The 11,874-nt window shown below is 71.9% G+C and carries 14 protein-coding genes; 3 read left to right on the top strand and 11 right to left on the bottom strand.

Annotation, left to right across the window (positions count from 1 at the left end):
• Positions 1 to 35: 35 nt before the first annotated feature.
• The 5 genes from amaP to ACIQWG_RS06235 are packed head-to-tail and all read right to left on the bottom strand — an operon-like array spanning position 36 to position 2,429.
• The gene (gene amaP, locus ACIQWG_RS06215; protein ID WP_404090965.1) at positions 36 to 623 is read right to left on the bottom strand and encodes an alkaline shock response membrane anchor protein AmaP; all 588 of its coding nucleotides are present in this window, start codon (positions 621 to 623) and stop codon (positions 36 to 38) included.
• Positions 620 to 1,300 carry a DUF6286 domain-containing protein gene (locus ACIQWG_RS06220; protein WP_404090967.1) on the bottom strand — a complete coding sequence of 227 codons (681 nt, stop codon included), beginning with the start codon at positions 1,298 to 1,300 and terminating at the stop codon, positions 620 to 622. The genes amaP and ACIQWG_RS06220 overlap by 4 nt, the downstream gene beginning before the upstream one ends.
• Positions 1,297 to 1,704: an Asp23/Gls24 family envelope stress response protein gene (locus tag ACIQWG_RS06225; protein WP_404090970.1), complete on the bottom strand. Its 408-nt coding sequence runs from the start codon at positions 1,702 to 1,704 to the stop codon at positions 1,297 to 1,299. Before ACIQWG_RS06225 ends, ACIQWG_RS06220 begins: the two co-directional genes overlap by 4 nt.
• On the bottom strand, positions 1,701 to 1,892 hold the full coding sequence (locus ACIQWG_RS06230; RefSeq protein WP_404090973.1) for a hypothetical protein: 192 nt from the start codon (positions 1,890 to 1,892) through the stop codon (positions 1,701 to 1,703). Before ACIQWG_RS06230 ends, ACIQWG_RS06225 begins: the two co-directional genes overlap by 4 nt.
• 51 nt (positions 1,893 to 1,943) lie before the next feature.
• Positions 1,944 to 2,429 (bottom strand): Asp23/Gls24 family envelope stress response protein, encoded by a 486-nt coding sequence (locus tag ACIQWG_RS06235; protein WP_404090975.1) that lies wholly within the window; start codon positions 2,427 to 2,429, stop codon positions 1,944 to 1,946.
• 88 nt (positions 2,430 to 2,517) lie between these two features.
• Between ACIQWG_RS06235 and ACIQWG_RS06240 the strand changes: the two genes are divergently transcribed.
• Positions 2,518 to 3,246: a nucleopolyhedrovirus P10 family protein gene (locus ACIQWG_RS06240; protein WP_404090978.1), complete on the top strand. Its 729-nt coding sequence runs from the start codon at positions 2,518 to 2,520 to the stop codon at positions 3,244 to 3,246.
• 12 nt (positions 3,247 to 3,258) lie between these two features.
• Here ACIQWG_RS06240 and ACIQWG_RS06245 read toward each other — a convergent pair whose 3' ends face one another.
• The 3 genes from ACIQWG_RS06245 to ACIQWG_RS06255 all read right to left on the bottom strand — a co-directional run bounded on the left by ACIQWG_RS06245 (position 3,259) and on the right by ACIQWG_RS06255 (position 6,349).
• Positions 3,259 to 4,062 carry an enoyl-CoA hydratase/isomerase family protein gene (locus tag ACIQWG_RS06245; protein ID WP_404090981.1) on the bottom strand — a complete coding sequence of 268 codons (804 nt, stop codon included), beginning with the start codon at positions 4,060 to 4,062 and terminating at the stop codon, positions 3,259 to 3,261.
• A gap of 131 nt (positions 4,063 to 4,193) precedes the next feature.
• Entirely contained in the window at positions 4,194 to 4,415 is a 222-nt protein-coding gene (locus ACIQWG_RS06250; RefSeq protein ID WP_004002281.1) for a helix-turn-helix domain-containing protein, read from the bottom strand.
• Positions 4,416 to 4,750: 335 nt separating this feature from the next.
• Complete coding sequence (locus ACIQWG_RS06255; protein WP_404090984.1) at positions 4,751 to 6,349, bottom strand: ABC-F family ATP-binding cassette domain-containing protein; 1,599 nt, start codon at positions 6,347 to 6,349, stop codon at positions 4,751 to 4,753.
• A 295-nt stretch (positions 6,350 to 6,644) separates the two neighbouring features.
• Here ACIQWG_RS06255 and ACIQWG_RS06260 point away from each other — a divergent pair, with 295 nt between their 5' ends.
• Positions 6,645 to 7,058, top strand: a complete 414-nt coding sequence (locus ACIQWG_RS06260) for a VOC family protein (protein WP_404090986.1) — start codon at positions 6,645 to 6,647, stop codon at positions 7,056 to 7,058.
• A gap of 13 nt (positions 7,059 to 7,071) precedes the next feature.
• Here the strand turns inward: ACIQWG_RS06260 and ACIQWG_RS06265 are convergent, their stop codons facing one another.
• The 3 genes from ACIQWG_RS06265 to ACIQWG_RS06275 form a co-directional block, all read right to left on the bottom strand.
• Entirely contained in the window at positions 7,072 to 8,487 is a 1,416-nt protein-coding gene (locus ACIQWG_RS06265) for a hypothetical protein (protein WP_404090988.1), read from the bottom strand.
• Positions 8,488 to 8,666: 179 nt separating this feature from the next.
• Positions 8,667 to 9,794, bottom strand: a complete 1,128-nt coding sequence (locus ACIQWG_RS06270; RefSeq protein WP_404090991.1) for an alpha/beta hydrolase — start codon at positions 9,792 to 9,794, stop codon at positions 8,667 to 8,669.
• Positions 9,795 to 10,011: 217 nt separating this feature from the next.
• Positions 10,012 to 10,764, bottom strand: coding sequence for a class II aldolase/adducin family protein (locus tag ACIQWG_RS06275; protein WP_404090993.1), 753 nt, complete (start codon positions 10,762 to 10,764; stop codon positions 10,012 to 10,014).
• A 316-nt stretch (positions 10,765 to 11,080) separates the two neighbouring features.
• On the opposite strand from ACIQWG_RS06275, the gene ACIQWG_RS06280 reads away from it, so the two are divergent.
• Positions 11,081 to 11,776 carry a lysozyme gene (locus tag ACIQWG_RS06280; RefSeq protein WP_404090995.1) on the top strand — a complete coding sequence of 232 codons (696 nt, stop codon included), beginning with the start codon at positions 11,081 to 11,083 and terminating at the stop codon, positions 11,774 to 11,776.
• Positions 11,777 to 11,874 lie beyond the last annotated feature (98 nt).

Genomic DNA, 11,874 nt, shown 5'->3' on the forward strand with positions numbered 1-11,874 from the left:
CATCCGCATCGGGCTCACACGTGGTGAGCCGAGCGTCAACTGACCCTTTCGGCGCCGTGCTTGACACCCTTCAGGCGGACCTCGGACGGCAGTGACGCCAGGCCCGCCGAGTTGCGGGCGTGGGCCAGGGCGCCGGTGGTGAGGTCGGTCAGCGCCGTGCCGGGGTCCACATGGGGTGCCAGCAGGAGCCGTACCCGGGCCTCGGGGGCGCTGCGCCTGCCCCTGAGGTGGGCACGGGCGCGCTGGACGCCCTCCTGCCCGGCCGCCTCGTTCGCCAGTACGCTCTCCAGCGCCCGGCCCCGCAGCAGGGCGCCCTCGCCGTCGCCGGTGTCCACCAGGACCTCGGCGAGGCGGCGCCGGCGCAGGTTCGCGGTCAGCCACCACAGGGCGAGCAGGAGCAGGACGGCGAGGACCGCGATGACCGTCGGCCACCACCAGCCGTCGTCACGCCAGCGCGTGCGCTCGGCGTCGCTCAGCAGGACGTCGTGGCGGTCGTCGTGGATCCACCACGAGGGCGCGGGGGCTCCCAGGCCCACGGCCAGCACGGAGCCGCCGATCACGAACAGCACCAGTCCGACGAGCCCGATCAGTACTCGGTTGACCACCTTGAGCACGGCCCTCACCCCTTCCGTCCGAGGCGTCGCACCCGCACCGACAGCGAGGGCGGGCGGGACAGCCCGAGGCCCCTGATCGCGTCGCCGACCGTGCGGTCCAGGTCGGCGCGTACGTCGTCCAGTTCGCGGAAGTGGGAGACCGCGCGGACGTCGGCCCGGGACCGTTTCATCCGTACCCGCACCGACTGGACCCCGGAGACCTCCATGGCCCGGTCCCGCAGGACCAGCGCGGCCAGATCACGGTGGAGCCCGGCGCGTACGTCGGCGTGGGTGCGGCGCATCGGAAGCACTTTCCGCAGGCCGGGCGTGGTGGCCAGAACGAGCAGCCAGAGCCCTAGGACCCCGGCGACGCCGGCGCCGACGAGCACCCAGACGTCGTCGAGGGGGCGCTCGGCGAGTTGCTGCGCCAGTTCCCGGCGCCAGCGCATCCCGGGCCGGTCGGCGCGCACGGAGACGATGTCGTACAGGAAGACGCCCGCGACGAACAGCAGCACGAGCGCGGTGATGGCGGCCGGGATGCGGCGCGCGGACCAGAAGCGGCGCTCGCGGCCGCCCTCGCCGTCGAGCGTGGTCGGCGGCTCGTAGTCCGCCGCCGACGCCGACTGGTCGAGTGGCTCCGGCCCGGTCTCCTTCTCGATGACCGGCAGTCGTTGTGTGGTGCCCTCGGGACCCTGGGACTCGCTCATCGCGTCCTCACCTGTGCCGCGCCCTGTCCGGGCGCCGGGTGCAGCCGCTCCACGTGCACGGCGACCTCCGGCACCTCCATGCCCACCAACGCGCCTACCCGCTCCACGACATGCCGACGCACGGCCGCGCACCGGGAGCCGATGTCGCAGGGGTAGTCGAGCTCGACATGGACGCGGACCCGGGCGGCGTCGACGGTGGTACCGGCCGAGGCCTGGGGGCGCACGACGACATGGGCGTAGGGCCGGGCGGCACCTTTGGGCAGCACGCCGACCCCCTCGCGGGCCGCCTGCGCGGCGATCTTCGTGACCACCCGGTCGGCGATCCGGGTCGCCCCGCGCTCACCCGGCGGGACGACGACCGGCGGTCTGCCGGGGTCCGTGGCCTCCGCGCTCACGGACGTCACCTCCGTTCGCGCCGGCCGTCACGCGGGCGGAAGAAGTCGCCGAGCTCGTACTCCCCTTCCAGAAACCTGCCGACGCCGTACCCGACGGCGCCCAGCGCCGCCACCAGCAGGAAGGCGCCGAACCCGCCGAAGTAGCCGGCGAAGCCCAGCGCCATGCCGGCGATCATGCCGACCACGGCCATGCTCATGGTGCCCTCCATTCAGTGGTCGGTGCCGCCGCTGATCCACCGCATCCCGCGTCACTGGATCCGGGGCTGCTCCGGCTCCTCTTCCTCTTCCTCGGGGAGCTTCACATCACTCACCGCGAGGTTGACCTCGACGACCTCCAGGCCCGTCATCCGCTCGACGGCGACGATCACGTTCTCCCGGACGGCACGCGTCACGTCGCCGATGGACACCCCGTAGTCGACGACGATCTCCAGATCGAGCGCCGTCTGCACCTCGCCGACCTCGGCCTTGACGCCGCGGGTGACGGATTTCGAGGTGCCGGGCACCCGTTCCCGTACGGCGCCGAAGGTGCGGCTGATCCCACTGCCCATGGTGTGGACGCCGAGCACGTCACGGGCCGCCATTCCGGCGATCTTCTCGACGACGCCGTCGGCGATGGTGGTCCGCCCGCGCTCGGCCGGGTCCCCGCCACCGCGCTTGGGGGACCTGCGCGTCGTGGCCAGGGGCGCCGAGGTCTCCTCAGGGTTCTGCGTCCGGTTCTGCTCCATATCGGTCATCGCCGTACGTCCCTTTCGGTTGTCGTTCCTTCGACCACCGTAAGCGCGGTTGCTCCACCGCGCTCCGGGGATGCGGCAGGCTGGAGGAATGACGACGGCGGACCGGTGGACACAGACAGTCCGGGATCAGGTGGGGCTCGGCAGGCTGGTGCCGCTGGGCGAAGCGCCCGACGGCGCGTGGATCGCCGAAAGGGCGGCCGCAACCGTGCTGCGGCGCGCGGCCGGAGAGATGCGCGGGGTACGTCTGGACGCGCTCCGGATCGCGCTCACCGACCCGGAGGAGGCGCAGGAGCCCGCCGTGCCGCCCCCGCCGAGCGCGCTGCCACCGGGCCCGCTGCGGGTGACGGCCGATTTCGCGACGACGGCGATCGAACCGCTGCCGACGACGGCGGACCTGCTGCGCACCCTGCTGACCCGGGCGGCGGCGGAACGCCTCGGCCTGCGGGTGACCGAGGTCGACCTACGGGTGACGGCCCTGCTGGACGAGGACGTCGAACCCGCTCCGGTACGGCCATCCGAGGCGGCGCCGGCCGCGGAGCCGGGCGACCCCGACGAGGAACGCGTCGCCGCGGCGGCCCGTGCGGTGCCCGGCGTGACCGTACTGACGGGCGCCCTGGGCGGGGTGGGTCATGCCGTGCACATCGAGCGGCGGCAGAGCGAGGGCACGCCGGCTCTGCCGCACCGGCACGTACGCGTGGAGATCGCGGTGGACGCGGACCACCGGGCGCTGGACGTGGCCCGGGAGGTTCGCGAGCGGGTGCGTACGGCGCTGACGGATCGCCCGACCGTGGCCGTACTGGTGACAGCCGTCAGCTGACCGGCCGACGGCTCACTCGCCGAGGCCGGCCAGGTCCCGCAGCCGTCGGGCCTGCGCGGCCCGTTCGGCACCGCGCTGCTCGTCGTATGTGCGGTCCACGGCACCACGGATCAGCGCCTTGGTCTCGATGACCGCGTCGCGCGGCGCGGCCACGATCGCCCCCGCCAGATCCCGTACGGCGTCGTCGAGCTGGTCGACGGGCACCGCGAGGTTGGCGAGGCCGCTGCTGACGGCCTCCTCGGCCAGCACGGAGCGCCCCGTCACACAGATCTCCAGCGCGCGACCGTATCCGACGAGACCGACGAGCGGATGCGTGCCGGTCAGGTCCGGGACCAGCCCGAGGCTGGTCTCGCGCATGGCGAACTGCACGTCGTCGGCGACGACGCGCACGTCACAGGCGAGCGCGAGCTGGAAGCCCGCCCCGATGGCATGCCCCTGCACGGCGGCGATCGACACGAGGTCGTTGCGCCGCCACCAGGTGAAGCCCTCCTGGAACTCGCCGATGGCAGCGTCGAGTTCGCCGTCGCTGCTGCGCGCGAGATCGATGAACGAGGGCTCGCCCTCGATCCCCTCGGGCGTGAACATCTGCCGGTCGAGTCCGGCGGAGAAGGACTTGCCCTCTCCGCGCAGCACGACCACCCGCACGTTGCCCGGCAGAAGCTGCCCGGCCTCGGCGAGCGTCCGCCACATGGCGGGGCTCTGCGCGTTGCGCTTGGCCGGGTTGTTCAGCGTCACCGTGGCGATAGCGCCGTCGACGGTGAGCCGTACGCCGTTCTTGTCGAGCAGGGGAGCGAGGTCCTGGTCGGGCGAAGCCATGGGGCGCCTCCGATGAGTGCGGTCATCACGGGATGCCCGGAGGGCATCCACTAAGTGACTGCACAGTAACCACCCGGCCAGTCAGCCGACCGACCGGGTGGCCACCATCGAAAGCGATGGGCCGCCCGGGCTCAGGACGATGCGGCCTTCTTGCCCCGCGTCGCCCCGCCACGCCCACGGAGCGTGACGCCCGATTCGCTGAGCATCCGGTGTACGAAGCCATACGAGCGACCGGTTTCCTCGGCCAGCGCCCGAATGCTCGCACCGGAGTCGTACTTCTTCTTCAGGTCTGCCGCGAGCTTGTCGCGCGCGGCGCCGGTTACCCGGCTGCCCTTCTTCAGAGTCTCGGCCACCCGTGCCTCCTCATGGGAAGTGCGCTCTGGTCTCCTCATGATCACCCCTCCGGGCCTTCATGGCCACCCATTCGGCAAGGTCCGTGAGACATGGTTGTGACGACAGGAGCACATCCCCACATGCGGAATCTAGAATTCCGGGGCGTGGTGTCCGTACGGCCGAACGGGTTCTTTTGCGAAGCCCCAGGTCAGGGTCACAGCACGGCCGAGCCCTTGTCGATAAAGGACTCGGCCGCGAATTCGATGTAGCACACACCTCGGTACGAGGAGATCTCACACAGATGATGGATCACGGATAGGCCGAATGATCCATAGCCCGTTGATCACGCATTCGATCAAGCCAGGGCGACGAGATCCGCGTAATCGGCGCCCCACAGGTCCTCGACGCCGTCCGGCAGCAGAATGATCCGCTCCGGCTGGAGCGCCTCGACGGCGCCCTCGTCGTGGGTGACCAGGACGACGGCGCCCTTGTAGGTGCGCAGCGCGCCGAGGATCTCCTCGCGGCTGGCCGGGTCGAGGTTGTTGGTGGGCTCGTCGAGGAGCAGCACGTTCGCCGACGACACCACGAGGGTGGCGAGGGCGAGGCGGGTCTTCTCGCCGCCGGAGAGGACGCCGGCGGGCTTGTCGACGTCGTCGCCGGAGAACAGGAACGAGCCGAGCACCTTGCGGACCTCGACGAGGTCCAGGTCGGGCGCGGAGGAGCGCATGTTCTCCAGGACCGAGCGCTCCGGGTCGAGGGTCTCGTGCTCCTGGGCGTAGTAGCCGATCTTGAGGCCGTGGCCGGGGATCACGGCGCCCGTGTCCGGCTGCTCGGCACCGGCGAGGAGCCGGAGCAGGGTGGTCTTGCCGGCACCGTTGAGACCGAGGATGACGACCCGGGAGCCCTTGTCGATCGCCAGGTCGACGTCGGTGAAGATCTCCAGTGAGCCGTACGACTTCGACAGGCCCTCGGCGGTCAGCGGGGTCTTGCCGCAGGGCGCCGGCTCCGGGAAACGGAGCTTGGCGACCTTGTCGGAGACGCGTGCCGCTTCGAGCCCGGCGAGCAGCCGGTCGGCACGCTTGGCCATGTTCTGCGCGGCGACCGTCTTGGTGGCCTTGGCGCGCATCTTGTCGGCCTGCGAGTGCAGTGCGGCGGCCTTCTTCTCGGCGTTCTGCCGCTCGCGCTTGCGGCGCTTCTCGTCGGCCTCGCGCTGCTGCTGGTAGAGCTTCCAGCCCATGTTGTAGACGTCGATCTGGGCGCGGTTGGCGTCCAGGTAGAACACCTTGTTCACGACCGTCTCGACCAGGTCGACGTCGTGGGAGATCACGATGAAGCCGCCGCGGTAGGTCTTGAGGTAGTCACGCAGCCAGACGATCGAGTCGGCGTCGAGGTGGTTCGTGGGCTCGTCGAGCAGCAGGGTGTCCGCGTCCGAGAACAGGATCCGGGCCAGCTCGATACGGCGGCGCTGACCACCGGAGAGGGTGTGCAGCGGCTGGCCGAGCACCCGGTCGGGCAGGTTGAGCGCGGCGGCGATGGTGGCGGCCTCGGCCTCGGCGGCGTACCCGCCCTTGGTGAGGAACTCCGTCTCCTGGCGCTCGTACTGCCTGAGTGCCTTCTCGCGGGTGGCGCCCTGGCCGTTGGCGATGCGCTGCTCGTTGTCGCGCATCTTGCGGATCAGCACGTCCAGGCCGCGCGCGGAGAGGATGCGGTCGCGGGCGAGGACGTCGAGGTCGCCGGTGCGGGGGTCCTGCGGGAGGTAGCCGACCTCGCCGGAGCGGGTGATCGTGCCGCCGGCGGGGATGCCCTCGCCGGCGAGGCACTTGGTGAGGGTGGTCTTGCCGGCGCCGTTGCGACCGACCAGACCGATGCGGTCGCCCTTGGCGACGCGGAAGGTCGCGGACTCGATGAGGACGCGCGCACCGGCGCGCAGCTCGATACCGGAGGCGGAGATCACGGACAGACTCCAGGGCGTGGGGTAGGTGGCGGGTTGGCGGCTGAGGACGTTCCCGCCGTCTAATGCGCGAGGAGAATGGCCATGAGGCCAGTCTAACGGGGCGATGCAACCACTTTTTCTGGGATCGGGTGTTCGGGCGTCCGGTCGTGACGCAGGGCACGTCCGGGCACCTCTGCGCGCTCCCCCGTTCGGCCCTCCCGCCGGAATCCGGTGCCACTGCTCGCGGGCCGTTGTCAGTGGGCGCTGCGAGACTGGGCGCATCCATCGGAAGCGGGATCACAAAGGGGTGACCGGCATGGCGGACACGAGCGAGGGACGTCCGAGCATCTACCCGACGCTGCGGTACGCGGACGCGAAGGCGGCGATCAGGCAGCTCACCGAGGCCTTCGGCTTCACCGAGCTGGCGGTGTACGAGGGCGAGGACGGCTCGGTGGCGCACGCCGAGCTGGCGCAGGGCAACGGCGCGGTGATGCTGGGCTCGAAGGGCACCGGCAGCGTCTTCGACAAGGCCATGGAGAGCGAGGGCCCGACCGGGGTGTACGTCGTCGTGGACGACGTCGACGCACACCACCGACGGGCCGTGGAGCACGGCGCGGAGATCCTGATGCCCCCGACGGACCAGGACTACGGCTCACGGGACTACATGGCCCGGGACCTGGAGGGCAATGTGTGGAGCTTCGGCACCTACGCCCCCGAGCTCAAGGGCTGAGCGCCGGCCCGGCTCAGTTCCCCCCGGTGTGCACCTGGAAGGCGGCGCGGCGCACCGCCTTGGCGAGGGCGGGGTCGGGATGGGCCGCGGCGAGCGCGACGAGGACCTGCACGGTGCGGGGGTGACCGACGGCGCGCACCTCGTCGAGGAGCGCGGGGACGGTGGGCTGGAGCGCGGACTCCAGGTGCCGTACGAGCATCGGGGCCTCGCCGTGGTCGGCGACGGCGGCGGCGGTGTCGACCCACAGCCAGGTGGCCTCGTCGCGGGTGAGCACCTCGTGGGCGTCCTCGGGGTCGATGCCGTCGTGCTCGGCGAGCCACAGCAGGGCGTAGGGCCGCAGGGTCGGCTCGTCGACGACGGCTCGTACGTCGGGCTCGGCGGGGGCGCCGACGACGCGCAGCGCCTCGAAGGCGAGGCCGCGCAGGAGGGCGTCGTCGCCGCGGGCGGCGCCGAGGAGTTCGGTGACGGCGCGGCCGACGGGGCGGGCGGCGAGCCAGGCGCGGTACTCGTCGCGGGCGGCGTTCGGGCGGAGCTGGGCGCAGCCGCGGAGCATGTCCTCGGCCGCCTGCTCGATGTTCCCTGCGGGGCTCTGCGCGGCGACGCAGATCTGCTCCAGCTTGACCCACACGGCCCAGCTGCCGAGCGGGGTGAGGGTGGCCTGTCCGTCGCCGTAGGTGAGGGCGCCGACGGAGGCGAGGGCGCCCAGGGCCCAGTCGAGGAGCGGGGCGAGCGGGGTGTCATCGGTGGCCGCCGGGTCGGCGGGCGGCTCGGGCTGCGGGCCGTAGGGGATCTCGCATCTCTCGGTGCGCAGTTCGGTGACCCGCTGCTCCAGCAGGTCCAGGAGCTGCTCGACGGGGACGGGCCCGGCGGAGAGCTGGAGGAAGGAGAGCACCTGGGGCAGGGCCGAGACGACGTCCGCCACGGCGCCGTGGCCGTGCTGCTCGGGTTCCGGGTGGGCGAGCGACCAGGCATCGAAGAGAGCGACCCAGCCGCGCAGTACGGCGCTGTCGTCGCGGTCCCAGGCGCGCAGCCGCCAGCCGGGGCGGGCGCTGTCGCCGTGCACCTCGACGAGACCGGCGAGCCGCGCGGTGTCCCAGTCGGCGCGCACCTGAGCCACGGTCAGGCCCAGGTCGTCCGCCGCCCGTTGGGCGGTCGCGTCGGAGAGGGTGCCCTTGCCGTCGGGGTTCGCGCCGGCGGAGTGGGCTCCGCGGCCCGGGCGGAGTGCGGCGTCGGCCCAGTGGGCGACTCGGGCCGCGGCGGCCAGACCGGAGCGTGCCATTCTGGCCAGCTCGGAGCGGGCCGGTGTGCCCTCCGGGGGGCGTGGCGCGGGGCGGCGAGGGCGCCGCTGGTTCACAGCTCTGGGGGCGGCGGCCAGGGGTCGCGGGCGGACGAGTCGAAGCCTGGAGTCGCGCGGGATACGGGACGTCACGGGTGCAGTCTTCCGGTTGACGGTCCGAAAACCCAAACGGAATGTCACGAGGGGCGACGGGGATGGCCAACGCACGGGGTCCGGCTTGCGGCTGGGGACCGATATCAGGCCACCGGTACGGGCTTAAACGGAATCTGTGGGACCGGTGTCGGAGCGGTGTGGGCGCAGCGCACCCGAGGTCACATGAGGGGGGTCATGAAACGGCGCAGGGATTCCTCGTACGACTCGGGGTCGGCGTTCCACATGGCCGCGTGGGGGGCGCGTTCGACCGTCTGGAGGGACACCAGGTTGGGACGGGTGTTCGCCAGGCGGCGGGAGAGGCCCCAGGGGGCCACCCGGTCGTCCGGGCCGTGGAAGATCAGGGTCGGCACCGTGAGGTGGTCGAAGGCGTCGGGGTCCGGGGCGCGGTCGGCGTTCAGGCCGGTGCGGCCCTGTGCCGCGCGGACGGCGAGCGGCAGGAGCGCGCTCGGTGTGTGCCGGGCCGTGGCGAGGGCGCGCAGCGTGGCCTCCCAGCTGAGCACCGGGGAGTCCAGGACCAGGCCGGAGACCCGCTCGCGCAGTCCCGAGTGCGCGGCGGCGTGCAGCGCCATCGTCGCGCCGGTGGACCAGCCGAGCAGGACCAGCTGCTTGGCGCCGTATCGCACGGCGTAGTGCATCGCCGCGTCCAGGTCGCGCCACTCGGTCTCGCCCAGGTGGTTCAGGCCGTCCGGCGAGCGCGGTGCGCCGAGGTCGCCGCGGTAGGCGAGGGCGAGCACCGGGAAGTGACGGCCGCTGAGGAACCCCATGACGTTCAGGGCGTGCTCGCGGGTGGTGCCGAGTCCATGGACGGCGATGACCCAGGTCTCCCGTGCGCCGGGGACGAACCACGCGGGCAGGGCGCCGAGTTCGCCCGGGATGTCGACGTCGGCGTGGTCGAGGCCGAGGGCGGCGCTCGGGTTGCCGACATACACGTTCGGGGTGAGCCAGACGCTGTCGCCGGGCTGGAGGGTGCCGTGGGTGACGCTTTCCAGGCGGCGGACGACGGTGTCGGCGGAGTGGTTCGCCGCGGCCAGTACGGGGCCGACGACGGCGTGCGAGCCGTCACCGGAGAGGCCGTAGGTGCCGGGGCGCAGGGACGCGAGATGGCGGGTGAGCGCGATCTGGCCGGCGGCCGTGGCGTGCACGGTGAGCTTGGGTTCGGTCGGCAGGGGCCTGCCCGGTGGCGCCGTCAGCGCGGCCCCACTGGCGAACCGCCCGGCCACGACGCTCGCGGCGCCGGCGGCCAGAGCCACGGTGACGGCAGCGGCCGTCGCTTTGACAGTGCGCACGAGTCCAGTGTCCGGGCGGACGGGGGGAGCGGCCAGTGGGAGGACCACTCGGAGTGAGGCGACGCCCCGGACGGCCCGCTTCGGTCATGGACGGGCCTCGCCCTCGAACGCCGGGCGGGCCGACGCCGACCACCCGCCTGTGGGCACCGCAGGCACCCCACCGGCCCCGAGCGTGCCGCCGCGGGCCTCCCGGCTCAGCCGCCGCAGGGGTCCCGGCTCAGCCGCCGGAGGCACCCCGCTGGCCATACCCCCGCAACCGCTCCCCCACCTGAGCCACCTGTCCCTCCGACAGCAGCGAGGGCGCGAGCCCCGGCACCGACGACGCGGTCAGCCACACGCGGCACATCCATTCCAGCTGGGCCGTGCGGTCGTAGGCCTGGTCCAGCGTCGTGCCGTAGGCGATCGTGCCGTGGTTCTGGAGGAGACAGGCGGTGCGGTCGGTGAGGGCACGGAGCATGTTCTCGGCCAACTCCTCGGTGCCGTACGTCGCATATGGGGCGACCCGCACCGGCCCGCCGAGTGCCGCGGCCATGTAGTGGATCAACGGGAGCTCGGGGACGAGAGCCGAGACCGCGGTCGCGTGGACCGCGTGGGTGTGGACGACCGCCTCGGCGTCGGTGGCGCGGTAGATCGCCAGATGCATCGGCAGCTCGCTCGTCGGCACGAGCGCCCCCAGCACCTGCTCGCCGTTCAGACCGACCCCCGTCAGGTCATCCGGGGTGAGCCGGTCGTACGGCACTCCCGATGGCGTGACCAGCACGGTGTCCCCGACCCGCACCGAGACGTTCCCGGACGTTCCGACGACCAGCCCCTCGGACACCGTGCGCCGCGCGGTCGCCACGAGGACCTCCCAGGCCTCCGTCTCCTCGGGCCGCGCACTTCTGCCCCACGACTCCCCCACTTCCTGTGAGTCCTCCCGCGCATCCCGGACACCCCGCGCGCCCCGCCGGTCCCGCCGCTCCTCAGCCATGACCGCGATCCTGCCAGCCGACCTCCGCACCCGGCGTCAACTCACCGCCGGGGCGGCGCACTTTAGGGCGGAAGACCGCCCGACGGAAGAGCGCATATCGACCCATATCCACCTCGCCCCCTCCTTGGCCGGAGATCGGTCAGCTTTCAACGATCTTCCAGTACTCTCTGCCTGATTTGTCGTGCACGTCGCCATTCCGGGGGGAAATATGGCCCGTGATCGCAAACCGTCCCGCCACCGTCCTCACCACCCTCTCCGCCCGCACCGCCCTCTCCGCACCCGCCTCTCCCACCGCTCCCGACTGATAGCGATATCCGTGGCGGCCCTCACGCTCGGCGGAACCGCCCTCGCCGAGATACCGGCCGCCGCGGCGGGCAAGCCCAAGGGCCATGACGTCTCTTCCCATCAGAAGAACGTCAACTGGCAGAGCTCGAAAGCCAAGGGCGCCAGGTTCGTCTACGTCAAGGCGACCGAGTCCCACACCTACCGCAACCCCTACTTCGGCCAGCAGTACAACGGCTCGCGCAACGCGGGCCTGGTCCGCGGCGCGTACCACTTCGCACTGCCGGACAAGTCGCCGGGTAGGACCCAGGCGGCGTTCTTCGTCCGCAACGGCGGCGACTGGCGGTCGGACGGCTGGACCCTGCCGCCCGCCCTCGACATCGAGTACAACCCGTACAGCAAGCACAAGTGCTACGGACTGAGCAAGGCGAAGATGGTCGGCTGGATCCAGTCCTTCAGCAACGAGGTGAAGCGGCTGACCGGACGCCGCCCGGTGATCTACACGACCACCCACTGGTGGAACAACTGCACCGGCGCCAGCCGGGCCTTCGCCTCGAACCACGCCCTGTGGATAGCGCGGTACAACTCCTCGACCGCCGGGGCGATGCCGGCCGGCTGGCAGTTCTGGACCTTCTGGCAGTACGACAACGGCGGCGGCGGCCTGCCGGGTGATCAAAATCTCTTCAACGGCTCGATGACCCAGCTGAGGAAGTTCGCCCGGGGCTACTAGCCGGGCGGCGCTTGGGCCGCGCACCGACCGACGGAGTGAAGGTCTCCGCTTCCGGCGCTCCCGGACACCGTGCGGCCCACCCCAGTTCATCTCTCGTT

It is taken from the genome of Streptomyces sp. NPDC098781, from assembly GCF_044759995.1.
Lineage (GTDB): Bacteria > Actinomycetota > Actinomycetes > Streptomycetales > Streptomycetaceae > Streptomyces.